The organism is Nostoc sp. (assembly GCF_036917615.1).
Taxonomy (GTDB): Bacteria; Cyanobacteriota; Cyanobacteriia; order Cyanobacteriales; family Nostocaceae; genus Nostoc.
In genome coordinates this window covers 88,230-114,383 of sequence record NZ_JBALCZ010000092.1, presented here as the reverse complement: position 1 = coordinate 114,383, position 26,154 = coordinate 88,230, and the positions used below count along the sequence as shown (strand labels likewise).

Genomic DNA, 26,154 nt, shown 5'->3' with positions numbered 1-26,154 from the left:
CAAATATGATCATGATAAGATTATCTGAAAAAATTAGTACATGACTTTTTATTTGGTCGGTATGTACTATCCCGAACAGCAGCAATGTTGTTGGTTAAAATAAATGTTGCTTGAAGTAAAATGAACTACAATGACTGAAATTGGCCTGATGATGACGGGCGTGTTAACAATAAGACAAGCATCTGGGCGCAATTTGCCACAGCAGTAATTATTTCAGATGGAAAATGACGAAAACCAGTCAAAACAGAGTCAGTTAGAGATAACTGCTCAAGTCACACCACCTGAATTCATGCAGACAGATGAGGTTTCCCAGGCTTCTCCCTGTGCGATCGCAGTAGAGAAAGAACACATACTGAAGAAAATCAGCAAAAAGAATCAGTTCTTAACTTCTTTTAACTTAGGTGAGTCTAAGAAGTATTCTCAATCTGGAGGTAAAGTCCGTGCAAAAGCTACAGGACGGTTCCAGAAGTTTAGTAGCCAACCTATGCCAACTCTGTATTTCGGTAGCTCTGGTGTTGCTGTCAGAGCTTTACAACAGCTGTTAGTGTCTAACGGTTATGCCGTTAAAGTGGATGGGATTTTTGGGGCACTGATAGAGACTGCTGTCAAAGCCTTTCAAAATCAGCGGAATTTAGGACTGGATGGAGTAGTTGGTCAACGAACTTGGCGGACGTTGACAATTTAGTCAAAAATCAAAAGTTGGGAGTTAGGAGTTAGGAGTTAGGAGTTAAGAAAATTTATGATTTTCATAATTACTCACTCTTCACTCCTCACTCCTCACTTATTTCACTACTGCTCACTTATTTCACTCTTAACTTATTATCGGTACTTATGCTGCTCTAATAGCTGTTGCGCTCTTGGCTTGTAAATTAAATAGAACAAAGCTTCAATATAGCGCAACAAATCTTCCCGATTTTCCTTCGATGTAAAGTTCCAAAAGCCATAAATACGTGCTAATGATAACAGCTTGGTAGTGTGAATTTTCCAAGTATAAGTGCTGAAAACTCGGTCAATTCCTCGCTGCGAAATCTCATTACAAGAGTTAGGATTATGTTCGCATTTAGTGATAAAGTCCACAATTTTTGCGGCTGTCTCTTCTAAATTCGTTGGGTTAATATAAAAACCATTAACCTGATCTTGAATAATCTCCAGTGGGCCACCAAACTGTGTGGCAAAAGTCGGTAATCCTGAAACCATCGACTCTAAAATTGTCAAACCAAAAGCTTCAAATAAAGCTGGTTGCACAAAAATTCCCTGATGATCGGCAATGACTCGGTAAATTTCACCAGAATCAGTTTTAGACAGGCGCACACCCAGCCAACGAATTTTCCCGTGGAGATTGTACTGGTCAATTATTTGGTAGAGTTTAATAATTTCGTCACGTTCTTCGTTATCGCCTGATTCTTCTACACGTAACTTACCCGCCACCAAAATTAAGTTGCAATACTCCTGTAATTCTTTACTTTGACCAAAGCATTCAGCTAAACCTGTGAGGTTTTTGATCCGGTCAAGACGCGCCATTTAGAAGAGAGGACGCTTGTTAGGATCGTCAAGTTTGCCAAAGATTTGCGCGGGATCTTCTAGAGTAAAGAGTGTTTCTGCAAGGCGTTGGCGATCGCTCTCCACTCGGTCTTGAGTCTGCGAGTAGGGGAAATAGTAATTTTCGTTGACTCCAGGCGGTACGACATTAAATTTGGGACTAAATAATTCAATCCCATTCGTTACATGATATAACTCCGGCATGGTGAAGCACTTATAAGACTCGTACTGTCCCACACTATCCGGTGTGCCGACAATTTCTTGGTAGGTGCTGCTGATCACAAAATTAGCAGCATTCATTGCAATCAAGTCAGCTGTGAATTGCAATGAAAAATGATATTTATCTTCCAATTCTTGCCAGTAGAGGTTACTGAATAAATATTTAGATTTTTCCAACGCATGGGCAACATTGCATTGAGTAACTTTCAGCCGTCGCGCCAGTAAAAATGCCACTAAATTCCCATCAGAATAGTTACCAACTATTAAGTCAGGTGTGCCGTGAAATTCTGCCCGCAGTTCTCTTTCTGAGTCAATAGCGTAGGTTTCTAGATAAGGCCAAAACTCAAATCTGGAAATCCAGTTTTGAGTCATGTTAGGATTAAATTCCCGTAAAGGTACTCGCAAAATCCAGGCATTTTCAGTACCGAGGACTTTTTCTAGCCGTTGATTACACAGAGTTCCATCACTATTGGGAATCAAGCGGGTAAGAATAATCACCTTTGGTTGGACATTCAAGCCCTCTAAACCCGCAAGCAAGACATCTTCTTGTAGCTGCTTCTCTAGGCTTTTTGCCTGGTCAAGGACGTAAACTACCTGACCGCCAGTATCGGGACGCCCCAAAACACCCTCTTGCCCAAACCAACCGTGAGCTGACACCAAAACGATTTTAAAAATCATCGGGATGCGAGAGATGAAGGCTTCTAGGGTTTGAGGATCGGGAGAATCAATCAATTCATCGAGAATATTTAAGGTTTCCTGCACGCGCCCTGCGGTGTTACCCCAACCCGGTTCAAAACCCATTGTTTGCAATTGGAACCGGAATTGTTCGTAGAGCTGATCATTGGGGCGATCGCTAATAAAAGTTATGGCTTTTTTAACTTGCTGGGAAAGTTGCTGCTGTGATTGAATGCGATCGTTAATCAGCAGTTGAACACCGTTGTATTGGTGCAGGCGCAAGAAATTAAATAAGCTATCCAGCAATTCTTTGGAGTCTTGAAATAGTTGGCTGGAAAGATAGCGGTTGAGGAATTGCACCCCTTTACCAATATTTTTGGGGTCGCGGATTGTTGGAGAGTAGTCATAAAACGGGCCGAAGTCCAATTCTAGGAGGCCGCCCTCGTTAGGATGAAATTTGTTCACCAAGCGATCGCGCAGATCCAGCAGATCCTGCACCGTCATCGGCTCAATGCTCAAGTCTGATGTCAACCAATAAACTTCTTGGCTGGCAATCTTAGAACGGATGATGAAACAGAAGTTTGAGTCCTCCTGAATAATTTCCTGAGTATAGTAAATAAGTTTGCCTAACTCAGAGGAAGTGTAAAAAGCCTCAGGTTTCTGGGACTTTGAGCAATACTCACTATATACATTGAGTATGTCGTTCCGCAGCAAGTACTTCTTTTCTTGTTGGCGTAATACACTAACAAAGGAACGCAAATCACTTCTTTCTTCACTATCTAAGACTGCTTGAAGCAATTCAGACATGGCAACTCCAATAGATGACGATGTTTGGATTGTTGACTTTCAAGGCGAGACAAGTAAGCCTCCACCTTTTCCAGATATAAACACGAAATAACACAGATAAATCATATTTATCTGTGTACCTACAAGTATTAAATTTTCAGCAGGCACTTAAATCATGTTCTACTTTACTAAAAGTATCTATGACTCAGTATTTTTGGATCTAACTAAAGAAATACAATTTTTATTTCTTTTAATAGATGTTACTAAAACTTTATTTAAAACTCAATTACTTGACGGTTAGGACTTGCTGATACTGGACGCTGATTGGTAGAGAACTAAGGCATTTTCACGTAAAATTGCTAGAGCGATCGCTTGCCCCAAATTATCTGGCAATCGGTCTATTTGATTAGCATTGCGTTCTTCAATTGATAAATATCCAGGGTCTTGATTCACCGGGTTTCCAGGTGTTAGACCACGCTGCACACCATCAAGTCCGGCGGCAATCACTGCTCCTAAAGCTAAGTAAGGATTAGCTGAGGCATCCACAGTTTTCAATTCCAAGTGGCTGGGACAGCCCAAACCAGGGTCACTGGGGACTCTCACGGCTGCCTCCCGATTATCTAATCCCCAACAGCGAAAAGCACCACTCCAACTATGAGGAAGAATGCGGCGGTAAGAATTAGTAGTTGGGGTAGTTAGTGCCATCATTGCCGGCAGATGGTATAGAATGCCAGCAATAAATTGTAATGTCACCCCAGAAAGACCACAGATTCGCTGTGGGTCAGGTAACAGGTTTTTCTCACCATCCCAAAGGCTGAGATGGATATGACAACCACTACCAGCCGCATCCGGGAAGATTTTGGGTAAGAATGAAGCGATCAGGTTGTGGTTGTAGGCGATCGCTCTGACGGTTTCTCGAAAAGCAATTTGCCAATCAGCTGCAAGCAAAGCATCGGTATAGCGCATAGAAATTTCCTGCTGACCGGGGCCAGATTCCGGATAATACTGTTCTACAGGTATATCTTGAGCGATCAGTGCATCAGCGATCGCATCAATTACTTCTCGATTCAGATCCATTGCCTGAGTTGAGGCAAAAGCTGTGGAGTCGGCAGGAATGATTCCCTCAGGTGTTTGCCGAAGTAAGTAAAACTCATTTTCAAATGCTGCCCGCACTTGGCAGCCATTAGATTTGGCTGCCGCAATCATCCGCCTCAAGAAATCTCGCGGGCATAATGGCCAAGCAGAACCATCTAGTACCATATTGCCCATAACACGAGCATGACCAGGAGCATAAGGTAAAGGCTTGAGGCTAGACCAATCTGGTACTAAGCGAATTTCACCTACTGGCCCTAAATCAGTTTCTGGCACAACTGCATCATACATCACAGGAATTCCCTGCTGCCCTACGGAAATACCCACCCCATGCTCAAAGTAGTGAGCTAGCATCCCTACATGTACGGCTTTGCCACGGATAATGTTAGCATTATCGCACCAAAGAACTCGCACGAATTTGACACCAGTTTCTTCAAAATATTTACGTGTTTGTTTCCAGTTATTTTTTTCAATCATTGCTATAGCAATCCTAAGTAATTCATGAAAAAACAATATCTTGATTTATTAACGCTCAGTCAATCAATTTTGGATTTTGCGAAAAGTTGTAAGGAGGGTTTCCCTCCGTGGCAAACTTTTCAAGACGGATTTTGGATTTTGGATTTATTCCGCCCACAATGCACGGGGCATGAACCAAATAATTCTTTGTTTTTTAATCTAAAATCTAAAATCTAAAATTGGCAGTCAAAAATATGACAATTAAATTATGATTAAAACAATCACACAGAAGTGGCTTACCAATTTTCATCAAGTGCTGTACAACATCGGCAAATTACCGCCCGCACTCCTGGTTTGGTTGTCAGCATCAGCAATTTGTTTAGCTGCTCATAGTTTTACCCGGTATATTCAACTAAGGGAATACATACAAGTCCACATTTCGACGACGATCGCCACCAAAACCTCTGGATCAATCGGTTTGGTGACGTGACGTTGAAATCCGGCGGCGATCGCTTGCTGCTGATCCACTTCTGTGGCATAAGCTGTTAAGGCAATAGCGGGAATTTGTCCCCCTTGCTCAAGCCCAAGGGCACGAATTTGTCGGATCAGCATATAACCATCCATTTCTGGCATCCCAATGTCACTGATGATCATGTTGGGAATGGATTGAGCGATCGCTTGCAGTGCATCAGTCCCAGATACAACAGCAGTGACGATCGCGCGATGTTGCTCTAGAACAAAAGCGATGAACTCCCGCGAGTCTGTTTGATCATCGACGACTAAAATTTGAATGCCGCTCAAATCACTCTCTTTAACGGGTGATTGATCTAAGGTTGGTGCTTCAGTTAACTGAGGCGCAAGCGGAATTTGAACAGTAAATGTCGCTCCCAGCCCAACACCTGGACTGTCTACTGTTAGCGTTCCACCGTGCATCTCGACAATTTGGCGCACGATCGCTAGTCCCAACCCTAACCCGCCAAATTTGCGCGTGGTTGCACCATCTTCTTGTCGGAAATGCTCAAACACGTAGGGGAGAAAGTCGGCACGAATCCCTTTTCCGGTGTCGCTGATTTGAATTTGGGCGTGATTTTCAGCTTGAGATAGCGCAATCGTCACTTGCCCCCCTTGAGGTGTAAACTTAACGGCATTAGACAGAAGATTCCACACAACCTGCTGCAATCGCCCTGCATCCCCGACTACCACTCCTAGAACGGGCAAGATGATCATCTGAATTTGGATTAATTTAGCTTCTGCGGCTAGCCGAACCGTTTCCAGCGCGGCTGAAATTACTGCATTCAGGTCAATGGGTGAGGTTGATAAGCTCATTTTGCCGCTCAGAATCCGGGAAATATCTAGCAAGTCATCAATCAGTTGCACCTGTAGCTGGGCGTTGCGCTCGATTGTGGCGATCGCAATATTCGTTTTTTCAGCATTAAGCTTTCCCCCCTGCAACAGTTTTGACCATCCCAGAATTGGATTCAGGGGAGTACGCAATTCATGGGAGAGAACCGCCAGGAACTCATCTTTAATACGATTAGTTTGATCTAACGCTTCAGCTCGTGCCTGTAGTTCTGCAACCAGGCGTGATCGTTCTAAGGCAGCCGCGACTTGATTAGCAACCGTTTGCATGAGATCGAGTTCGTCACGGGTAAAGCGATCGCGTTGACGAGTTCCCAGTCCCAGGCTGCCCAAGACGCGTTGGCTTTGCCCGCCGCAGGCATCGCCCACAATCAGCGGATGACAGGCATAAGTTCTGATACCGATTGACTGAACTCTAACAGCAAGTGGATCGGTCGTTGAGAGCGCATTTTCAACGATAGCGGCTTGGCGATGTTGCACTGCATAACCACACACCCCCTCCCCTAACTCCAAAAATTTAGCGGATAAAGCAATGTCTTCTGAGATACCCCCATAGGTTTTCAGTTCAAGACGTTGCTGATCTTCTTGAAATAAGTAATAAAAGTAAACCTCGAGCTGCAAACTCGTTGAAATCTTTTGAAACAAACTTGCTAAAAATACTTTGGGATCTTCGGTAAGTAACAAATCGTTTGCGGTTTCTGAAAGCAGCTGGAGCCGTTTGTTGCTCGCTTGCACGGTTGCTTCTGCTTGCTTGCGTTCGGTAATGTCTCGCGTCACACCTGCCACCGCTTCTACCATGCCATTTGGGCCCAAAAGCGGGACGAAAATGTATTCATAGGCCTGCGTGCCAAATGCGCTCGTGTACGGCGTTTCATCTTTGAGCGGTTGGCGTGTCTCGATGACTTGCTGAATCTGCCTTTGAAGTGTGGTTGCTAAATCGGTTGGATAATCCAGGTCAAAAAAGTTTTTGCCCAGTGCTTCAGCCGAAGTTTTCTGTAAGAGGTCGAGTAACGGCTGATTGATGTAAGTGAACCGTCCAGACAGATCGAATGTGTAAATAAAATCGGGTACGGAAGAGGCGATCGCATCGAACTTTCGCAGTTGTCGTTCGAGTTCGACAGAAATCTGTCGCCAAGCGGATTCGGCTTGTTTGCGTTCAGTGATGTCTGCCAGTGCCCCAGGAAAAGCAATCGGTCTGCCATCAGCACTATATTCAACTCGACCGCGTGCGGCAAGCCAGCGCTCCTCACTTCCCTCCGTATAAACACGGTACTCACTGATAAATTCTTCGCCAGTTTCAATCGTCTGGTTAATTGCGGCGACCACTCGTGGGCGGTCTTCTTGGTGTATCGCCTGTATAAACACTTCGATCGGTAAGCCGATCGCCGCCTGCACAGAGTCAACGCCAAACAAGTGAGCAAAGGCTGCATTCACGATCACCAGATTATCGGGAATCTTCCACCGCCATGTGTAAATGGCTCCTGCCGCTAAAGCGGACTCCCATTGCACATGGGCTTCCCGTAAGTCAACTTCGGCTTGTTTGCGATTGGTAATATCGAGTGATATCCCGACCATCTGCTCAGGATTGTCCGCCTGGTCGTAAATCGGATGCCCCCGAACGATTACCCAGTGCGTGCTGCCATCGTCCCAAACAGTCCGGTACTCCACATCGTAATCGCTGCGGTTGGTAATGGAGTCTTGAATTGCCGCCTGCACCCAAGTCCGATCCTCTGGATGAATCCGCTCCATCAGAACTTGGTGCGAGAAATCAGCGTCAATGGGTAGACCATAGTTGACTTTGCACTGGTCAGAAGTAGACAGAGCGTTTGTTTTAAGATCAAATTGCCAGGAGCCGAGTTTGCTGCTCTTAAGGGCGAGTTTAAGCTGCTGTTCACTGGCTTGCAGTGCTTGAGCCGCTTGTTTGCGGATCTCTGCCAGTTTTAAGGTTGACTCAACACGAGCCAGTAGTTCACCAGCCGAAAACGGTTTAATTAAATAATCATCGGCTCCCGCTGCCAGCCCTGACACACGAGACTCTTCGTCCGCCTGCGCTGACAGCAAGATCACGGGCAATTCGCTCCTTTGGGGGTCAGCCCGCAGTTGACGCAGCAACTCAAACCCATCCAGCCCCGGCATCATCACATCACTGAGAATCAAATCCGGGCGCTGTGCCTGGATCGCAGCCAGAGCCGCAGCCCCATCGGCGACTGCCTCAACCTTATACCATTGACTCAACAATCGCCGCAGATAATCGCGCATATCAGTGTTGTCATCTGCCAGCAAAATTCGGGCAGAGGGGACAGGGGAAGAATCTATATATGTGTAATCTTCTTGAACAATTTCTTCTCCCCCTGCTTCTCTTCTCCCCCTGCTTCCCCTGCTCTCTTCTGGTGGCCAGCGCCAGGCTTCTTCAAGGTATGGGGTGGCGCTGAGTGTGGTTGACGCCACAATCCGAGGGGCACTCAACCGTTCTTGTGGTAAATGTTCGCACCCGCTGGGAATGGAAACCGTAAATCGGCTACCCTGTCCTAAGACGCTAGTGACGCTGATCGTGCCGCCATGCAACTTCACCAGTTCTTGCACGAGCGATAAGCCAATCCCGGAGCCTTCAAAACTTCGTCCTTTTGCCCCTTTGACTTGATGAAACCGTTCAAATAGGTGCGGAATTTCAGCTTCCGGAATGCCAATTCCAGTATCTTCAACGATTAAATCCACAGCATTGTGATTTTGCTGCAATCGAACGGTGATGGTTCCCGCCAACGTAAACTTAAAGGCATTCGATAATAAATTAAATATAATTTTCTCCCACATTTGGCGATCAATATAGATCGCCTCCGGCAAGGTGGGACAGTCAACCACTAACAAAAGACCAGCGCGTTCAATCAGCGATCGAAACACACTAGTAAGCTCTCTTGTGAATGCAGCTAAGTCGATCAGTTCATAAAATGCTTTAATCCGTCCCGCTTCCAGTCGCGAAAAATCAAGCAGCGCGTTGACTAATTTTAGCAACCGGAGTCCGTTTCGCTGCACGAGTTCAAGGCGATCGCGCTGTTGGGGCGCTAATGGGGCTTGAGTGTCGAGTAACAGGTCTTCGATCGGACTCAACATCAGCGTTAAAGGCGTGCGTAACTCATGCGAGATATTGCTGAAGAATCCGGTCTTAGCGCGATCGAGTTCTGACAATGCCTGATTCGCCGCTTGCAGTTGTTCGTTGACCTCTCGTAACTCCTGCGCTCTGGCATAAATTTCCATCTCCATCTGCTCGGTGCGAGACTGGAGTGATTGATTCAACTGACGCTGCTCATTTCGCTGTTGCTGCACCCGCACAAACTCAGTGACATCTTCGGCTCGGTGAATAATGTGCGTCATCTCACCGTTTTCATCAAAGACTGGCGAGTTGGTTGGCTTCCAGTACCGCTCCTCAAAACCACCACCTTCTGATTCGGGGCGGCGAATGTCATACTTCTGCACTGCCATCGTCTGAGGCTTTTGATACTTTAGCACGCTTGACAGCGAGGCACGTAAATTCTGAACGCCGTTCGCATTCGGATCATCGGGATTGTCTGGAAAAACCTCAAACAAAGAACGACCAACGACCTCTTCTCGTTTTGTCTTGGTTGCCCAGAAGTAAGCATCACTTCCCCCGACAATCACAAAGTCGAGTGAGTAGACAATATACAATCCCGGTATTGATTCAAATAAGGTTTGAAAATTCAGCATCCGTTCCCCTGATCACGCTTTGCCAAAGTAATCGAGCAGTAGGGATTTAGCACCCGTTCGATAGGCTTCAATCGGTGAATCCTCCATTTCATAAAGCTTGGCTTTAATTTGCTTGAGTGCTAGGGGTAATGGCTTGGCTCGATTATTTTCCCAACGATTGATCGTCACCAGCGTTACCCCGACCTCAGCCGCAAATTGCTCCTGTGTGAGTCCTAGCAATTGCTTCCGCTGACGAACCAGCATCTGAGCCTCAACCTGACGACTGCTATATAAGTTTGGTGTACCTGCCATAATCGATTCCCTTTCGATTAAAGAGTGATAAGTCATATGACCCATTCTCTATCAAAAGATTTGATGTTCATTTGATCAGCATCAAATCTTTTATAAGTAAGACTTAGGCAGACTCTACAATTTCTTCTCTGCCAATTGCCGCACTTATAGCCATTGTCATAATTTCTGCATCGCTCATTTCTCTTTGGCAATCCTCATCATGCAGCCAACAGCCGCATCAAAATCAGAACGACAGAAAAAGCAATAGGCAACAATAATGTTTTGGGGGCTTTTGCGGATAGCCATGATTGTTACTATTGGCAAGATGGCTATGATGAGGATAAACAGAGCTGGCATCTTACTAAAGCTTCTGACGATGCAGGTCAAATTCGCTATGGCGATAGCGTTCGCATCACCAACATCTCCTACAGTAATCAAAGCCTAGCTCTCGATACAAAGTACGATGGTTATATAACTACCGTAGAAAATGCTGACGACTCGTGGATCTTAGCACCTGCTGCCGCCGTAGACGATTCCGGTTCTTTTAGAGGTTTAGACGATACGGGGAGGCACGATCCGGACGAAGTAAGTGATGGAGAGGATGATGATGATGATGTTCCTACTTGGTTCTAATTCATCTGTACTACCGTCTTTTTCTCGTTCGTCGTCGTGGTTTCGTAACGTCGTGTTGCGTGTTTGATGGCGACGACGCAAAATAAGTTCCGGCTCTACCCCGGAATTCATTTCCTCTCAAAGCTGCCTTTCCTCCCGTCTAGGAGACTGATTTGCCCGGATGAATTGCTCCGCAATTGCCCTCACAACGGGGCTTTCCATTACCTGGCACCGTGATGGGGAGTTCTTGAGCAGGGGGCAGGAGACGCGGGAGAGGGAGATGGAGAGAAGAAAAGCTGAGTTGGGTTGACTGACTGCTCAAGATTGGTTCGATTCAAATCACTCTTACTCCCTACCCCCTGCCCCCCTGCCCTCTGCTTCTTGTCGTTCCCTTGAGGTCTAAGCCAGCGAGGAGTTTGTTTCCCCAATTGCACTTTTTCGCTAGCTTACTTTTCGGTTTGTATCGCTGGCAGAACCCTCGATACTTGCGGGCACAGTCTTCCAGGCTGCTGTCCAACTGCAAAAACGCCGGATGCCGTTAGGTCAAACCATCCTGGGTCAGTTGGTCATAGCCGCCGTAGTTGCTGAACTCATAGAAGAAGCCAGAGCGTATTTTGGCTGCTTTGGGGTTGCCGTGAATGTAGCGCAGCGAGCGAAATAGGCGCAGAACTCTATGGAACTTACAACCAAGTTTTAGGCATTTTAGGGACTTCCAATAAATAAAATCCTCGTTAACTAAGAATGATAATCATTGTATAGACTGGGGAGTAAGTTTAATTATGTTTGGTTAAATTTTTTGGGTATTTTAGAGTGTCAATTGAATTAACGTACCGAGTTGAATCAATTGGTCTTTAATAGAATAGTCAATAGGTATTAATATGAAATTATGTAGGGCGAACGATGGGACTCGAACCCACGAATGGTGGTACCACAAACCACTGCCTTAACCTCTTGGCTACGCTCGCCATTCAACAATTTGAATTATAGCAATAATTTGGCAAGCGATCAAGAGTTTTTGTTCAAGGAACGGACTCAGTTGATTTAGAGTCTCCGGAATCTAAGGATTACAATCAATTTTACTTGGCAAACATGAAACCCTTAACCATCATTGCATATACTGGAGCAGCAGCAGGACTCGCCGCCTTGGGTGTGACAATGGCGAAGACTAATCCCAGTCAGGTTGAATATGAAGAATATGCAGTGCAACGGCTGACAGAATACTTAAAAACCGATGTATGCAAAAAAACTACGAATATTATAGAAAATTTAATCCATTTTAATTGTGATAAGTTGGTTGACTCGGCTAACCCGCAAATGCAAGAAATTATTGCCAGGACTACAGAAAGACAAAATTACATCATTTTTAGCATTTACCGTACAGATTTAAAAATAAATTCTTGGCTACCTTCTTACAAATTTGAAACGGTGGGAGCCTTTGAGCAATTTTATACTTATAGTGCTGAAAAACAATAAGATAAGCTATGGGAAGAAAATATGGAAGTGGTTGAGAATACTTTTAAACAGAAATTCCTTAAAAAACCCTAGTTTATCAGGAGCTTCGGTATTAATATTGACTGTTTGTAACCGTAAAACCACTACATAAATCTGTTTTGTATCAGATGAGGCAAGCAATTATTGTTCAAAGACTGCGATCGCCTTTTTTTGTTCTCACTTTTTCGCGTTACTTCCGACGGAATTGGTACGAAGAAATGAGGGTTTAAGCCACACACTATCAACTTCTCTTTTAAGCAAAGTAGTACAACTTTGTCCCAGGTGATACCAACCCTCATACCTCTATTTGATACTCATAATATTAATGCTACTGGCTGATTTCGGCTGAGGCTTGAGCATGAAAACTAGGACTGAAACGCCAACCATTAATAAACCTAATACCGAAGAAGATTCAGGTACAATGGCAGTCTGCTCAATGCGGACGTTATCAATGCCAATAAATACAACTCCCTGCTCTTCAGATCCAGATGCTAAAAGTCGAAGTTTATCGAACGTAACACCTGATATAGAAAGCTGCTGATAAAGTATCCCTACATCATCAGCCTTGAAATTCACTGAATTACTACCAACAAGTGTTCCATCCAAATATGCTTCCAGCGTCAGAATATTATCATTAGTTATAAAAGAGGGTTGGCTGATGATGTCTAAACTCGCAATCGATGCTAATTCTCCTGTGGTTATACTAGCAGAACCAAATCGTGAAAAACTGGTACCCGGTCCAGGAACATAGCCATCATTACCGAGAATGTTTGGTGGAGAAAAAGGCGAACTGAGCGATCCGTCGTCGGATCTTTCTATACTAAAGCCATCAATTGAGCCAGGTGTACGGGTATCCAAATCCGAGAATGTAATCCCTCCATCCGTAAATACTGGTGCAGAAAAACCTTCTGGAAAACTATCAAACGTCGCCAGAGCAGCTGTTGCAGGTGAAGCCACGCCACCAGCACAATACACAAATCCAATTACAGACAATCCTTTGCAGAGATAATATTTTAGGGTACTTGATAGCTTTTTCATTATTGTCACAAAATTTACTATATGTACGATATCGTATTATTACTGTTAACAGTAGTTGAAAAGTATTACGTGATCAAAGCCAAAAAGTAACAGATGTCCACAAAAACGATCGCTGGACGTTAAAAGGGCATAGCACAAATCAAAAACATTCATCCTGGAAATAGTAACGCCAAAAAAAAGGTACGATACTCCAGTTTTTCTGGATAGACTCTAAGATCAGAAAAATAGCAACTGAGAGTTAAAACATTGTCAATACCATCTGCATATCTATTGGTATCCCACGGAAGTCGCGATCCGCGTCCAGAAATTGCTATGCAGCAATTGGCAAGGCTGGTACGTAACAAACTGGACAATAGCTCTAACCAAACATCTGCTATCAATGGTGTAGTGTCTCAATCAAAGTACGAAAAGCTGGTAGGCATAGCTTACTTGGAAATGAGTCCTCAGCCTTTATCCGAGCAGATTCAACAATTTGCCAAGAGCGCTTTTTGCGATGCCTGTCTTGAAAAGTTCAGATCGGCGGAAGCCGCCGCTCCGACTTTTCGCTGCGGCGAGCTACGCCAACTATCTCAAAACGAGAATCACCTCAAAATTGTACCGCTATTTCTGCTGCCGGGAGTGCATGTAATGACAGATATTCCCGCCGAAGTAGCACTAGCACAATCGGCTCTTAGTCAAGATATCATGATAGACCTGCAACCATACTTAGGCTCTCATCCAGATTTGGAAAAATTACTGGCAAAGCAAATTGCTACTATAAAAGCAGAAGCATGGATTTTGTTAACTCATGGCAGCCGTCGCCCTGATTCTGAAAAACCAGTCCAAGCAATAGCAAGAAGTTTGGGAGCAGTGGTTGCTTATTGGTCTGTACCTGCTAGTTTAGAATCACGAGTCAAAGAGTTGGTAGCTGCTGGTTATCGGGAAATTGCAATTTTGCCATACTTTTTATTTGCTGGTGGCATAACCGATGCGATCGCCGCCTCAATAGAGGAGCTAAAATTACAATTTTCTGCGGTGAATTTCCAACTGGCAGAGCCACTGGGAGCAAGTGCAGAATTAGCCGAGCTAATTTGGGATTTAACAGATCAATGAACCGCACAATGACACAGAGGAGCAAGTATTTGGGAAAGGTTTATTTAGTAGGTGCGGGGCCAGGTGATCCAGGACTAATTACCCTAAAGGCGAAAGGTTTGTTGGAATGTGCAGATGTAGTTATCTATGATGCTTTGGTGAGTCCAGCAATTCTAGCAATGATTAATCCCCAAGCAGAGCAAATTAATGCTGGTAAGCGTGCGGGGAGACATTCGTTGTTGCAAGAAGAAACAACTCAATTGCTGATTGATAAAGCGCAGGATAATGCAATTGTGGTGCGGCTAAAAGGTGGCGATCCGTTTATTTTTGGTCGCGGTGGCGAAGAGATGGCAGAATTAGTCAAAGCGGGAATATCAACGGAAGTTGTGCCAGGTATCACATCGGGGATTGCAGCCGCAGCCTATGCAGGTATCCCTTTGACTCATCGGCTATATAGTTCATCCGTGACATTTGTTACTGGTCACGAGGCGGCGGGTAAGTATAGACAGATAGTGAATTGGAGTGCGATCGCTCACGGTTCCGAAACGATTGTAATTTATATGGGAATTCACAATCTGCCTTATATTGTGGAACAATTAAGTGCATCTGGGGTGAATTTAGAAACGCCCATTGCTTTGGTGCGCTGGGGTACGCGGCCAGAACAAGAAGAATTAATTGGAACCTTGGAGACAATTGTAGAGCAGGTAGAGCAAACTGGATTTGGTGCGCCTGCGATCGCAGTCATTGGACAAGTAGTAAATATGCACAGTATTTTGTCTAGTTGTCGTCCAGTTTGATGGTTGGTACAAAAAAATAAAAATTAGAAGTGTAGAGAAAGCCGTTTAGATGGCGGGGGTTTGCTCTCCAGTGTCTTTAAGTTTCTCGAATCCACAATGCTAATCCTCCTCCACGACCGCGAGCTGCAATCATATCTTCCGTCACTAAAAAGAAGCCAAAGAAGGGTAGTTTAGCTATGTGCTGATTGTAGAAATCTTCTGTTTTAACTTTACCAAAACGGATTGGTCTGTTGTAAACAACACGATCAAACAGACTGATAAGCATGTGATTAAAGTCAAACGCCAATAAATTTTTCTTACTTAAATATTGCACTGGCCCCGTTAACTTCAATAAAACTGGGCCATATTCAACCTGATTAACAATTTCGCCTCTGCCTGAATCCTGTTCCAAAATGGCATTAAAGGAAGCATGGATTGTTATAAACTTGGGTACATAAAAACCCTTGCCTAATAGAATTCCCCCGCGCTTCCTGACTTTATTAGTGCCAGTGACAAAGCAAAGTTGCCATTTACCTAAAAGAGACTCAAACGGATAAGTCAACCGTTGCTGCTTGGCAGATTTTTCTGCTTGTAGCAACGCATTTACTAATATTTCAGGACTAGAGCGTGTATCTCTCTGTCCTCGATATGCAGCCGCAGCATGGGATAGCACGGTCATAAACTCAAATCTCGTTGTAGATGTCAAATCAGCTGTCATGAAGGCACTCTGGATTTAACTATTTCTTTGCTTTATTGAAAAAATTGTAGCGTTATGGGGAGTAGAAAGTGAAGAGTAGGGGCAGCAAAGAGGCAGGAGAAAATGATTTGTAGCTGTAATTGAGGGAATTAGTCTGAATTCTAACTCCTAACTCCTAACTTCTAACTCCTGCCTCCTCTATGAAAATACAGTGCGTCTAGACCTTTGGCTCTTGTTAATGACCAAATTCTGTGACAATGGTTAACAATAAGCCGGAATACGAATCTAAGCTACTCATGAGCCAGAGTTATCAAAACAGCCCTTTGCCAGGTAAACCCGTTCAATCATATTTCCATTGGTTATACGCTTTCTGGAAATTCTCTCGCCCTCACACGATTATTGGTACAAGTCTGAGTGTGTTGGGTTTGTATTTAATTGCCATTGCTGTTTCCACGACTGGATTTTCTGGTATTCCACTGAGTCGGGTTTTGGGTGCGTGGATTGCTTGTCTGTGTGGCAATGTCTACATTGTGGGGTTGAATCAATTAGAAGATGTTGATATTGACAAGATTAATAAGCCTCATTTACCGTTGGCATCAGGTGAGTTTTCCCGGCAGACGGGGCAATTTATTGTCGCTTTGACTGGGATTTTGGCGCTAGTTGTGGCGTGGCTAACTGGGCCATTCTTATTTGGCATGGTGGCGATTAGTTTGGTCATTGGTACTGCTTATTCTTTACCGCCAATTCGCTTGAAACAGTTTCCATTTTGGGCAGCGCTGTGTATTTTTTCGGTGCGCGGCACGATTGTTAATTTAGGATTGTATTTGCACTATAGTTGGGTGCTGAAACAAAGCCAAGGAATTCCGCCCGTGGTGTGGGTGCTGACGTTATTTATCTTAGTGTTTACCTTTGCGATCGCTATCTTTAAAGATATACCAGATATGGAAGGCGATCGCCTTTATAATATCTCTACTTTCACTATCAAACTCGGTTCGCAAGCTGTGTTTAATCTGGCGCTTTGGGTGATAACTGTCTGCTATTTGGGGATAATTCTAGTTGGTGTGCTACGTGTTACCTCAGTTAACCCCATATTTCTGGTAATTGCTCATTTAGCGCTGCTAGTTTGGACGTGGTTGCGGAGTTTGGCAGTAGACTTACAAGATAAAAGTGCGATCGCTCAATTCTACCAATTTATCTGGAAACTCTTTTTTATGGAATATCTGATTTTTCCTATCGCCTGTCTTTTGGGTTAGACAATGCTAGAAACCTTTCCCACTAGTTCTACTATTGCTGCTCTTGTAGTTGTTCTCAGTTTGTCAATACTTGGCTATTTCGCTTGGAAAACTTTGATTACCTCAGACTTGTTTCAAAAAGGAATCAATCTTGCTCAAGCAAAAGATTACCAAGGTGCAGAAGCAGCCTTTCGCAAAGTGATTTCCCTCAACTCCACTAATGATGTGGTGCGCTTGTTTTTGGGAGATGTTTTAAACCAGCAAGGCCAAGTAGAGGAATCAACAGAATTATTCCGGGAAGTGATTCGCCGTAGTCCGAAAAATCCTGATGCTTACTTGCGTCTGGCAAATATTCTCATGCAGCAAGAGCAACAAGAGGAAGCCAAAACTAACCTGTTACAAGCTAAAGATTTATTACAAAAACAGCGCCAACCTGAAAAAGCTCAAAAAATCACTCAACTATTAGATAAAATAAGTGCTAAGTCAAGTGAATCTTAAGTTGAGTGAGAATTGCGGAGATTAAATTTTCCTGTTCCGTCTCCTAATTTTTTTACCATTCTCATCATCATAGTGAGAATGGTTTTTATTTTGGAATTTCCCAGTGTCTGCCGTAATTTATGTCCGCAATTTTCGCAAGTTTGACCACTCCCTTCATCGCCCTTACAATTGCAATCTGATGCGCTACAAGCTCCATAGCCATAATGAATTGATTTAGACTTAAGAGCAGAAAACTTTGGGGATTTTAAAAGCTTGTATTTTGGTAAAACATCTATGATACTAACAGCTTTTTTGGTTTATCAAGACATCTTATATAGCAGTTCTCAATTGCATAGAATACAGACCATTCGTAGGGACACAGCAATGCTCATTGGTGTCAACTTAAGCGCAAACCCCTTTAAAACCTTGTTTCCAGCCAGAGGCTGGAAATGCTCATCATTGCGGCAGAGCCGCAAGTCAAGAGGCAAAGCCTCACATCTGGCATTAAGAGTCGGAGACTTCTTTTCGAGACAATCTCTAAAAGCTTGTTCTAGGCAGACTTTCACATTAAGTTGACATGCATGAGCTTTTTCTGTGCCCCTACTATGTATTGCATCCAAGCGAAAACTGCTATAGTTTCCTTTAGCAGTACAGGGATTAGACACGCTGTATCAGTAATATTTTAGTACTAAAATTTATAAATAAAAAATTTAGTGTTTATGTCAGACATAATATCAGAATTGGGGACTAATTTTTTTACATCAGGATCATTTATTCCACATGGACACTGCTATCTATGGCAAAGGAATTTAGTTTGGTTACATATATTATCTGATGCGTCCATTGCCCTAGCTTATTACTCGATTCCAGCGACACTATTTTACTTTGTCCGTAAGCGGCAGGATTTGCCCTTTGATTGGATTTTTCTACTATTTAGTGCATTTATCGTAGCTTGTGGTACCACTCATTTAATAGAGATTTGGACACTTTGGCATCCAACCTATTGGCTGTCGGGGTTTATCAAAGCAGTAACTGCCACAATATCTTTAATTACAGCAGTAAATCTTGTGTCTCTAATTCCACAAGTACTAGCATTTCCTAGCCCCGCTCAACTAGAACAAGCAAATCAAGAACTTCAAACCCAAATAGCCGAACGCTTACGGGTAGAGAATGAACTGCGAAAATACCAGAATCATCTGGAAGAAATGGTTACTATTCGCACCAATGAAATTACCAATACCAACGAGCAATTACAACAAGAAATCCTTGAACGCCAACGCATTTTAGAAATTCTTCGACAAAGCGAAGAACGCTACCGTTACTTAGCTGAGGCAATTCCTCAACTTGTATGGACAACCGATGCTAACGGTGAATGTGATTTTTTTAATCAAAATTGGTGCGAATACACTGGACTAACATTAGAGCAATCCTTGGGTTCTGGTTGGTTGGCGGCATTGCATCCAGATGATGTCCAAAGTGCTGATGAAGTGTGGTCTAAGGCTGTAAAAAATAGCACTATATATAACAATGAATATCGCTTCAAACGGGCTTTTGATGACTCCTATCGTTGGCAGCTAGCGCGAGGTTTACCACTCAAAGATGAGCAAGGTCTTGTAGTGAAGTGGTTTGGAACATGTACGGATATCCACGAACAAAAACAAATACTTGAAGAACGAGCGCACCTGCTGGAATTAGAACAAGTAGCACGAGCTAAAGCAGAAACAGCCAATCGAATTAAAGATGAATTTTTAGCCGTCCTCTCTCACGAACTACGTACTCCACTGAGCGCAATTCTCGGCTGGTCAAAGTTGTTGCAAACCCGCACTTTTGACCAAGCAAAGACATCTGAAGCACTAGCCACAATCGAGCGGAATGCCACTTTACAGGTTCAACTCATTGAGGACTTGCTGGATATCTCCAGAATTTTACAGGGCAAACTGACGCTGAATATTACGAAGATTAACCTAGAGTCTACGGTATTATCCACACTAGAGACAATGCACTTAGCGGCAGAAACAAAGTTGATTCAGGTGAATACAGTATTTGAACCGCAGGTGGGACAAGTTATAGGCGACTCTACTCGTTTGCAGCAAGTCGTCTGGAATCTCCTTTCTAACGCTGTCAAATTTACACCCAAGGGGGGAACGGTAGAAGTGCGATTAGCGCAAGCTGATGGCTATGCTCAAATCATAGTTAGTGATACAGGTAAGGGAATTAGCGCTGAGTTTTTGCCCTATGTGTTTGATTACTTCCGTCAAGCAGATAGCACCTCTACTAGAAATTTTGGTGGATTAGGACTGGGATTGGCAATTGTGCGTAATATCATCGAAATGCATGGCGGTATCGTCAAAGCAGATAGCCACGGTGAGGGTAAAGGGGCAATATTTACTGTTAGCCTACCGCTTCTGCCAGATGATAACCCAAGCTTGACGGATGAACAAAACTACCCGGAATTCTTAGCTACTAACTCCTTACCTCTGACTGGCGTTCGGGTTTTAGTTGTTGATGATGATGCTGATTCGCGAGATTTTATTACTTTTGTATTAGAGCAAGATGGGGCTTTTGTGATCGCGGTATCTTCTGCATTTGAAGGATTACAAACTCTAGCAGAGGTAAAGCCAGATGTGTTGGTCAGTGATATTGGTATGCCTGATATGGATGGCTATATGTTAATACATCAAGTGATAACTTGGACACCAGAACAAGGTGGACAAATTCCAGCAATTGCCTTGACTGCCTTTGCTAGAAACGATGACCAGCAAAAAGCACTAAAAGCTGGGTTTCAGATACATTTACCCAAGCCTCTTAACCCAAAAGAATTAATTGCAGCCATTGCTAAACTTATTGAAAGAAAAGTGTCAGCAATTACCTAAAAAACGACTTTTTACTCCTAATAAAGCCCCACTTATTGTGTACAAATGGACAATTATATGAGAGTACACTTGTATCAAGTTAGGTTAATCACTTATAATTCCTGCTATAACCCCGCCAAAGCTACGCTTTTGCTCCCTAAAAGCAAGCGGGGAGGGGCTAAGGTGTTTTTATGATGGCAATTAGCCGAACTCGATATTACATGTAAACCAAGCAGATAAGGTAATAAAAATGCTGAAAAACAAGAATCTACTGGTAGCAGCTATTATCTGCTTGTGTTTGAGTAATGGGAATACTACCTTTGGTAAAGATGTTGGCGTTGTTTTATCAAAAATTCCAGACTTAGATCAAGCAGCAGTTTCTGAGAACAAAAACGCAGTTGCTAACTTCGAGCAAGGAACCAATCTGTACAAACGAGGAGATTTAAAAGGAGCAGAGGCGGCTTTTCGGAAAGCAATTGAACTGGAACCAAACTTTACACAAGCTTATGTTGCTTTGGCAAATACTCTCGACGATCAAGGTAAACGCCAAGAAGCGATCGCTATTTACAAAAAAGCCATTAGCCTCGATCCTAAAGACTCTGGAGCATACTTGAATTTGGGTTTGACTTTAGCAAGACAAAATCAGTTAGAAGCGGCGATTGGCCAATATAAGAAAGCCCTCAGTCTTGAACCAAAGTATGCAGACGCTCACTATAACTTAGGAAATGCTCTGTACGCTCAAGGCAAGCTAACAGAAGCAGTCAGCGAATATACAGCAGCCATTCGCCTGAAACCAGATTATGCACCGACTTACGCACGTCTGGGAAATGCTCTGTACGATCAAGGTGAGCTAGAAGAAGCTGTTACCCAGTACAAAAAATCCATTAGCTTTGATCCCAACTATGCAGACGCTCACTATTACTTAGGCAATGCCTTGTACGCTCAAGCAAAGCCAGCAGAAGCAGTCGCTGAATATACAACAGCCATTCGCCTCGAACCAAAAAATCCCGCAGGTTATAATGCCTTGGGAAATGCTCTGTATGCTCAAGGCAAATTAGAAGAAGCGATCGCACATTACAAAAAAGCCATTAGCTTTGCTCCCAACGATGCAGACGCTCACTATAATTTAGCAAGCGCTTTTTACGCTCAAGGCAAGCTAGCAGAAGCAATCGCCGACTATACCGAAGTGATTCGCCTTGATCCCAAACATGCAAAAGCTTACACGGGTTTAGCAAATGCGATGGATGATCAAGGCAAACCACAAGAAGCGATCGCACATTACAAAAAAGCCATTAGCCTTGTACCCAATGATGCACTCACTTACTATAATTTGGGAATCACTTTGGGAAGGCAACAACAGCTAGAAGAAGCGATCGTTAATCTTAAAAAAGCCAGAGAGTTATTCCAAGCTGAGGAAAACAAGGAGATGGTTGAGCAAGTTGATCAGCTAATCCAAAAAATTAATACCCGAACGAATTGAATAAAGGGGACTGGGGATTAGGAAAAGAAGTAGGGGGAGCAGGGGAGGTAGGGGAGGTAGGGGAGGCAGAGGAGTGGAGTTCTGATCTGCGTTTGCGAGTATTAAAGACTCGTCCGCGAGTATCAAAGACTCGCCCGCGAGTATCAAAGACTCGTCCGCGAGTACTAAAGACTCCTCCGCGAGTATCAAAGACTCGCTCGCGAGTATCAAAGACTCGTCCGCGAGTATTAAAGACTCCTCCGCCAGTATTAAAGATTCGTCCACCAGTATCAAAGACTCGCCCACGAGTATCAAAGACTCATTAACGGAGTTCGTAGCCCCATTAATGAGTATCAAAGACTCATTAAACTAATGTTGACACCAAGCTGCATTTTAAAACATATCTCCTCTGCCCCCACGCCCAATGACAAATGACAAATGACAAATGACAAATGACAAATGACAAATGACAAATGACAAATGACAAATGACAAATGACCATGACTCAAGAAATGGGTAAAGTCTACCTCGTAGGTGCTGGGCCTGGAAATGTAGCATATCTGACGGTAAAAGCTTACAATCTCTTAGCTGTTGCTCAGGTTTTAGTCTACGATGCCCTGGTAGATGCTCAATTATTGCAGTGCGTACCACCTGATTGCTTGAAGTTGGATGTCGGCAAACGCGGTGGTAAACCCAGTACAACCCAAGCACAGATTAACAAGTTACTGGTAAAGCATTGCCAGCAAGGAAAACAAGTTGTACGGCTCAAATCAGGTGATCCGTTGATTTTTGGGCGTTGTACTTCTGAAATTGAAGCGTTGAAAGCATCTGGTTGTGATTTTGAACTAGTACCAGGAATTTCCTCAGCCCTTGCAGCACCTTTGTTAGCAGGAATTCCCCTTACAGATCCGGTGTTGAGTCGCACTTTTGCAGTGCTTACAGCTCACCAACCAGAGGTTTTAGACTGGGAGGCACTCTCACGCTTAGAGACACTGGTAATTTTGATGGGAGGGCAACATCTGCCAGAGATAATACATCAACTGATGCGACACGGGCGATCGCACTTAACACCCATTGCCATCATCCGTTGGGCAGGAACTCCTGATCAACAAATTTGGACAGCGCAACTGGGCAATATTTTAGAACAAACCAGGGAATTATCCCTTTCTCCAGCAGTAATTGTTATTGGCGAAGTTGTTGGGCTACGCAAGTACTTACAACCTGAGAATATATATTTAGACGAAATTATCAGGCAGCAGCCTGGAGAAAGATATTCCCAGGCAGAACCTGGGAACGAGAGTACTCTCACACCCCAACCTATGTTAAGTAACTTCCCTCCCCCATCCCAGTCATCTCCTCTTCCTCTCACTGGGAAAACAATCCTGGTGACACGTTCAGTGGGACAGTCGAGTCAATTTAGCGATCGCCTGATCGCATCAGGTGCAACAGTCATCGAAATGCCTACCTTAGAAATCGGCCCGCCCTCCAGTTGGGAAGCTTTGGATAATGCGATCGCTCATTTATCTGACTTCGACTGGTTAATTCTCACTTCTACCAATGGTATAGACTACTTTTTTGAAAGGTTAATCGCCCAAGGTAAAGATACCCGTGCCTTAGCAGGCGTCAAAATTGCCGTTGTTGGCGAGAAAACAGCCCATAGTCTCAAACAACACTCTCTCCAACCAGATTTTATTCCCCCTAACTTTGTTGCCGATTCTTTAGTGGAAAATTTCCCAGATAAACTGGATGGTAAAAAGGTTTTATTTCCCAGAGTTGAAAGCGGCGGAAGAGAAGTTTTGGTTAAGGAATTAGCTGCCAAAGGAGCAAAGGTGATAGAAGTTGCCGCATATCAATCTTGTTGTCCTAGTGGTATTCCACCTGTGGCAGAGTTAGCTCTCCAAAACCGCAAGGTAGATGTGATTACCTTTGCCAGTTCTAAAACTGTACAATTTTTCTGTCAACTTACTAACAAGATATTTTCCAACAACTTTGATGCTAGTCAATTCTTAGAAGGAGTTTGTATTGCCTCTATCGGCCCGCAAACCTCAAAAACTTGTCATGCTTTGTTCGGACGCGTTGATGTAGAAGCCCAAGAATATACTTTAGATGGTTTAACCCAAGCACTGATAACATGGGCGACAAATTCTTAGATGAGGGAGCAGGGGGAGCAGGGGGAGCAGGGGGACAAGGAGAATAATCAATGCCCAATCCCAATACTTCGACTACGCTCAGTACAAGTGCCTAATGCCTAATGACTAATGACTAATGACTAATGACTAAACGTATAATCGGCTTAACCGGAGGTATTGCCACAGGCAAAACTACTGTCACCAATTATTTAGCTAGCGCTTATAATCTGCCGATTTTGGATGCAGATATTTATGCTAGAGAGGCAGTATCTTTAGGTTCGCCTATTCTTGGTGCGATCGCTCAACGTTACGGCGAACAAATTTTACTACCAGATGGCAGCCTCAACCGCCAAAAGCTAGGCGAAATTATCTTTAATCGTCAAGATGAACGCAACTGGATAGAGGATTTGATTCATCCTGATGTGCGCGATCGCTTCCTCAAAGCAATAGCCCAGTCTTCCTCACAAACACTGGTGTTAGTAGTGCCTCTCTTATTTGAAGCTGGGATGACTAATTTGGTTACAGAAATCTGGGTAGTGCGTTGTTCCCAGGAACAACAACTACAAAGATTGATACAACGAAACCATTTAAATAGAGAACAGGCACGAGCCAGGATCAACAGCCAATTATCTATCGAAGAAAAAGTGGCTAATGCAGATATCGTTTTAGATAACTCCTCCACCCTAGAAGTACTACTGAAGCATATAGATGAAGCTATAAAAACCACAAGTAGGGACTAAATCCTATTTGTATTAAAAAATATACATACACGACATTTTCCCGATATAAAATATTTATCAATAAATATTATCTGGTTAAGTAAAAAACATTCTTATCTGACCAAAACTTGTCCAAAAATTCGGTGATTTCACAGTTGATGCTGCTGTTAGTATTACTGTAAATTTAACTAGTTAGTAAATAAATATAGGATTACTGTCTGATTTCTGAACAATATTTCAAGTGAAACCCTGATCAAACGGGCTTTTCAGTCTCAGGATGTTTTCACAAATCAAATCAAAGTCCTATAACTACTATACATTCTTGGCATTGCATTGGGTAATATGATTGACTGGATAATCAAAATTCAAGGTAATCAAGTAATTAATAGTATTATCAACAGGGAATTTTTACCTAATTTATACAGCATCATGAGTGAATTATAAGGATTCTTGAACAGAAAATATAATTTAGTAGCAATGAAAGATTAATAATTAAAAATCAAGATTTAAGAAAAATTAGTTTTGAATTTTTACTGTCCACCTGTTCATTTCTGGATTGGTGATTGAAAGGAATTTAAATTCACCTAGAGTCCAGAACTCTTCGTTATAGATTTCTTCTTTGGGAGAACTCACTTATGTCTTTTATTAAGACAGGTATGAACTTAAGTTTTAGTTTTTTAAGTAAGTTAGCCCTAGTTAGCTTTCCAGCAAACGAATTAAAACAGAAGAATAAAATACACGATTATAGCAAACAAGTTTGTGGAAGCGACTATGTATTTGAGCGCCTCAATCAAGGAATGATCGGGTATATGACTGGAGTCGGCAAAGGCATCAAACCCTGCGATCGCATTATTTTACGACAAGGTTGTGAATCTTATCAATATCAAGTTGAAGAAATTGATTACTACTCAGATCCGCCTGATATGTGGATAGCTTTACTCAAGCAAGTATCGGTTGACTAAATATTAAAGTCAACCAGTTGCTTCAATTCCACCCCAGACAGAACTTTTGCTTAATAAAGCGGGCTACTTGCCTTAATTGGATAAAGTCGAACTAAGCTGTCGAAGAAACTCAATATTCAAATCTAGCTTTTTTCCTAACCATAGGGAATGAACCGCATGGTCTGCTACAGCATCGCCTGTCTCAGGGTGGACGAGAATATCCAATCCCTCACGATTGAGCATTAACCAGGGAACGACTTTATCAAACTGATTCGGTAAGAAAGCAACTTGATACATTCCTTTTGGGTGTGGCCCGATGGGCTTATCAAACCAGCGTCCGAGTTGCACATCAAATCTAGCGCCCAATCCTTCACGTACACGCGCAGCCACATCCCGACTCTCGGTATCGAAGTAAACATGAGCATGAAAACCAGTGATCTCGATAGTATCTTCTTTCATAGATCCACTTTTCGCTCTCAACTCTAATTTTGGGTAGCAGACTTTTTCTTTCTCACTGAAAAAGCGATGTCTACGACGGGCTACG

At 43.3% G+C, this 26,154-nt stretch carries 19 protein-coding genes, 1 tRNA gene and 1 pseudogene; 13 read left to right on the top strand and 8 right to left on the bottom strand.

Annotation, left to right across the window (positions count from 1 at the left end):
• The first annotated feature begins 217 nt into the window (after positions 1–217).
• Positions 218–685 (top strand): peptidoglycan-binding domain-containing protein, encoded by a 468-nt coding sequence (locus V7K85_RS34740; protein WP_334820995.1) that lies wholly within the window; start codon positions 218–220, stop codon positions 683–685.
• A 134-nt stretch (positions 686–819) separates the two neighbouring features.
• Here V7K85_RS34740 and V7K85_RS34735 read toward each other — a convergent pair.
• From V7K85_RS34735 to V7K85_RS34720, 4 genes and pseudogenes are all read right to left on the bottom strand, one after another.
• A pseudogene (locus V7K85_RS34735) lies at positions 820–3,240 on the bottom strand (sucrose synthase).
• Positions 3,241–3,516: 276 nt separating this feature from the next.
• Entirely contained in the window at positions 3,517–4,788 is a 1,272-nt protein-coding gene (locus V7K85_RS34730) for a glutamine synthetase family protein (protein ID WP_334820993.1), read from the bottom strand.
• A gap of 387 nt (positions 4,789–5,175) precedes the next feature.
• Positions 5,176–9,846, bottom strand: coding sequence for an ATP-binding protein (locus V7K85_RS34725; protein ID WP_334820991.1), 4,671 nt, complete (start codon positions 9,844–9,846; stop codon positions 5,176–5,178).
• Positions 9,847–9,858: 12 nt separating this feature from the next.
• Positions 9,859–10,137, bottom strand: coding sequence for a helix-turn-helix domain-containing protein (locus V7K85_RS34720; RefSeq protein ID WP_334820989.1), 279 nt, complete (start codon positions 10,135–10,137; stop codon positions 9,859–9,861).
• A 261-nt stretch (positions 10,138–10,398) separates the two neighbouring features.
• Between V7K85_RS34720 and V7K85_RS34715 the strand changes: the two genes are divergently transcribed.
• On the top strand, positions 10,399–10,749 hold the full coding sequence (locus tag V7K85_RS34715) for a hypothetical protein (protein ID WP_334820987.1): 351 nt from the start codon (positions 10,399–10,401) through the stop codon (positions 10,747–10,749).
• A gap of 511 nt (positions 10,750–11,260) precedes the next feature.
• Positions 11,261–11,389 carry a hypothetical protein gene (locus V7K85_RS34710; protein ID WP_334820985.1) on the top strand — a complete coding sequence of 43 codons (129 nt, stop codon included), beginning with the start codon at positions 11,261–11,263 and terminating at the stop codon, positions 11,387–11,389.
• 231 nt (positions 11,390–11,620) lie between these two features.
• On the opposite strand, the gene V7K85_RS34705 is transcribed toward V7K85_RS34710, so the two are convergent.
• A tRNA-His gene (locus V7K85_RS34705) sits at positions 11,621–11,693 on the bottom strand.
• A 124-nt stretch (positions 11,694–11,817) separates the two neighbouring features.
• Between V7K85_RS34705 and V7K85_RS34700 the strand changes: the two genes are divergently transcribed.
• Positions 11,818–12,201, top strand: coding sequence for a DUF4359 domain-containing protein (locus V7K85_RS34700; RefSeq protein ID WP_334820983.1), 384 nt, complete (start codon positions 11,818–11,820; stop codon positions 12,199–12,201).
• A gap of 321 nt (positions 12,202–12,522) precedes the next feature.
• Here V7K85_RS34700 and V7K85_RS34695 read toward each other — a convergent pair whose 3' ends face one another.
• Positions 12,523–13,257 (bottom strand): hypothetical protein, encoded by a 735-nt coding sequence (locus V7K85_RS34695; protein ID WP_334820981.1) that lies wholly within the window; start codon positions 13,255–13,257, stop codon positions 12,523–12,525.
• A gap of 252 nt (positions 13,258–13,509) precedes the next feature.
• Between V7K85_RS34695 and V7K85_RS34690 the strand changes: the two genes are divergently transcribed.
• The gene (locus V7K85_RS34690; protein ID WP_334821136.1) at positions 13,510–14,349 is read left to right on the top strand and encodes a sirohydrochlorin chelatase; all 840 of its coding nucleotides are present in this window, start codon (positions 13,510–13,512) and stop codon (positions 14,347–14,349) included.
• A complete protein-coding gene (gene cobA, locus V7K85_RS34685) occupies positions 14,346–15,125 on the top strand; it encodes a uroporphyrinogen-III C-methyltransferase (protein ID WP_334820979.1) in 780 nt (259 codons plus the stop codon). The genes V7K85_RS34690 and cobA (V7K85_RS34685) overlap by 4 nt, the downstream gene beginning before the upstream one ends.
• Before the next feature lie 76 nt (positions 15,126–15,201).
• Here cobA (V7K85_RS34685) and V7K85_RS34680 read toward each other — a convergent pair whose 3' ends face one another.
• On the bottom strand, positions 15,202–15,822 hold the full coding sequence (locus V7K85_RS34680) for a hypothetical protein (protein WP_334820977.1): 621 nt from the start codon (positions 15,820–15,822) through the stop codon (positions 15,202–15,204).
• A 275-nt stretch (positions 15,823–16,097) separates the two neighbouring features.
• On the opposite strand from V7K85_RS34680, the gene V7K85_RS34675 reads away from it, so the two are divergent.
• From V7K85_RS34675 to V7K85_RS34645, 7 genes are all read left to right on the top strand, one after another.
• Entirely contained in the window at positions 16,098–17,054 is a 957-nt protein-coding gene (locus tag V7K85_RS34675; RefSeq protein WP_334820975.1) for a homogentisate phytyltransferase, read from the top strand.
• 3 nt (positions 17,055–17,057) lie between these two features.
• On the top strand, positions 17,058–17,531 hold the full coding sequence (locus V7K85_RS34670; RefSeq protein ID WP_334820973.1) for a tetratricopeptide repeat protein: 474 nt from the start codon (positions 17,058–17,060) through the stop codon (positions 17,529–17,531).
• A 698-nt stretch (positions 17,532–18,229) separates the two neighbouring features.
• Positions 18,230–20,383: a hybrid sensor histidine kinase/response regulator gene (locus tag V7K85_RS34665; RefSeq protein WP_334820971.1), complete on the top strand. Its 2,154-nt coding sequence runs from the start codon at positions 18,230–18,232 to the stop codon at positions 20,381–20,383.
• A gap of 229 nt (positions 20,384–20,612) precedes the next feature.
• Complete coding sequence (locus V7K85_RS34660; protein ID WP_334820969.1) at positions 20,613–21,842, top strand: tetratricopeptide repeat protein; 1,230 nt, start codon at positions 20,613–20,615, stop codon at positions 21,840–21,842.
• A gap of 479 nt (positions 21,843–22,321) precedes the next feature.
• Positions 22,322–23,971, top strand: coding sequence for a uroporphyrinogen-III C-methyltransferase (cobA, locus tag V7K85_RS34655; protein WP_334821134.1), 1,650 nt, complete (start codon positions 22,322–22,324; stop codon positions 23,969–23,971).
• Positions 23,972–24,093: 122 nt separating this feature from the next.
• The gene (gene coaE, locus V7K85_RS34650) at positions 24,094–24,690 is read left to right on the top strand and encodes a dephospho-CoA kinase (protein ID WP_334820967.1); all 597 of its coding nucleotides are present in this window, start codon (positions 24,094–24,096) and stop codon (positions 24,688–24,690) included.
• Positions 24,691–25,304: 614 nt separating this feature from the next.
• On the top strand, positions 25,305–25,631 hold the full coding sequence (locus V7K85_RS34645; protein WP_334820965.1) for a hypothetical protein: 327 nt from the start codon (positions 25,305–25,307) through the stop codon (positions 25,629–25,631).
• Between the two features lie 72 nt (positions 25,632–25,703).
• Here the strand turns inward: V7K85_RS34645 and V7K85_RS34640 are convergent, their stop codons facing one another.
• On the bottom strand, positions 25,704–26,069 hold the full coding sequence (locus V7K85_RS34640; protein ID WP_334820963.1) for a DOPA 4,5-dioxygenase family protein: 366 nt from the start codon (positions 26,067–26,069) through the stop codon (positions 25,704–25,706).
• Positions 26,070–26,154: the final 85 nt, after the last annotated feature.

Bases quoted from the DNA above. Each gene is read 5' to 3' on its own strand.
- V7K85_RS34740 (WP_334820995.1), top strand. From the start codon at position 218: ATGGAAAATGACGAAAACCAGTCAAAACAGAGTCAGTTAGAGATAACT.
- V7K85_RS34730 (WP_334820993.1), bottom strand. From the start codon at position 4,788: ATGATTGAAAAAAATAACTGGAAACAAACACGTAAATATTTTGAAGAA.
- V7K85_RS34725 (WP_334820991.1), bottom strand. From the start codon at position 9,846: ATGCTGAATTTTCAAACCTTATTTGAATCAATACCGGGATTGTATATT.
- V7K85_RS34720 (WP_334820989.1), bottom strand. From the start codon at position 10,137: ATGGCAGGTACACCAAACTTATATAGCAGTCGTCAGGTTGAGGCTCAG.
- V7K85_RS34710 (WP_334820985.1), top strand. From the start codon at position 11,261: ATGCCGTTAGGTCAAACCATCCTGGGTCAGTTGGTCATAGCCGCCGTA.
- V7K85_RS34700 (WP_334820983.1), top strand. From the start codon at position 11,818: ATGAAACCCTTAACCATCATTGCATATACTGGAGCAGCAGCAGGACTC.
- V7K85_RS34695 (WP_334820981.1), bottom strand. From the start codon at position 13,257: ATGAAAAAGCTATCAAGTACCCTAAAATATTATCTCTGCAAAGGATTG.
- cobA (WP_334820979.1), top strand. From the start codon at position 14,346: ATGAACCGCACAATGACACAGAGGAGCAAGTATTTGGGAAAGGTTTAT.
- V7K85_RS34680 (WP_334820977.1), bottom strand. From the start codon at position 15,822: ATGACAGCTGATTTGACATCTACAACGAGATTTGAGTTTATGACCGTG.
- V7K85_RS34675 (WP_334820975.1), top strand. From the start codon at position 16,098: ATGAGCCAGAGTTATCAAAACAGCCCTTTGCCAGGTAAACCCGTTCAA.
- V7K85_RS34670 (WP_334820973.1), top strand. From the start codon at position 17,058: ATGCTAGAAACCTTTCCCACTAGTTCTACTATTGCTGCTCTTGTAGTT.
- V7K85_RS34665 (WP_334820971.1), top strand. From the start codon at position 18,230: ATGTCAGACATAATATCAGAATTGGGGACTAATTTTTTTACATCAGGA.
- V7K85_RS34660 (WP_334820969.1), top strand. From the start codon at position 20,613: ATGCTGAAAAACAAGAATCTACTGGTAGCAGCTATTATCTGCTTGTGT.
- cobA (WP_334821134.1), top strand. From the start codon at position 22,322: ATGACTCAAGAAATGGGTAAAGTCTACCTCGTAGGTGCTGGGCCTGGA.
- coaE (WP_334820967.1), top strand. From the start codon at position 24,094: ATGACTAAACGTATAATCGGCTTAACCGGAGGTATTGCCACAGGCAAA.
- V7K85_RS34645 (WP_334820965.1), top strand. From the start codon at position 25,305: ATGTCTTTTATTAAGACAGGTATGAACTTAAGTTTTAGTTTTTTAAGT.
- V7K85_RS34640 (WP_334820963.1), bottom strand. From the start codon at position 26,069: ATGAAAGAAGATACTATCGAGATCACTGGTTTTCATGCTCATGTTTAC.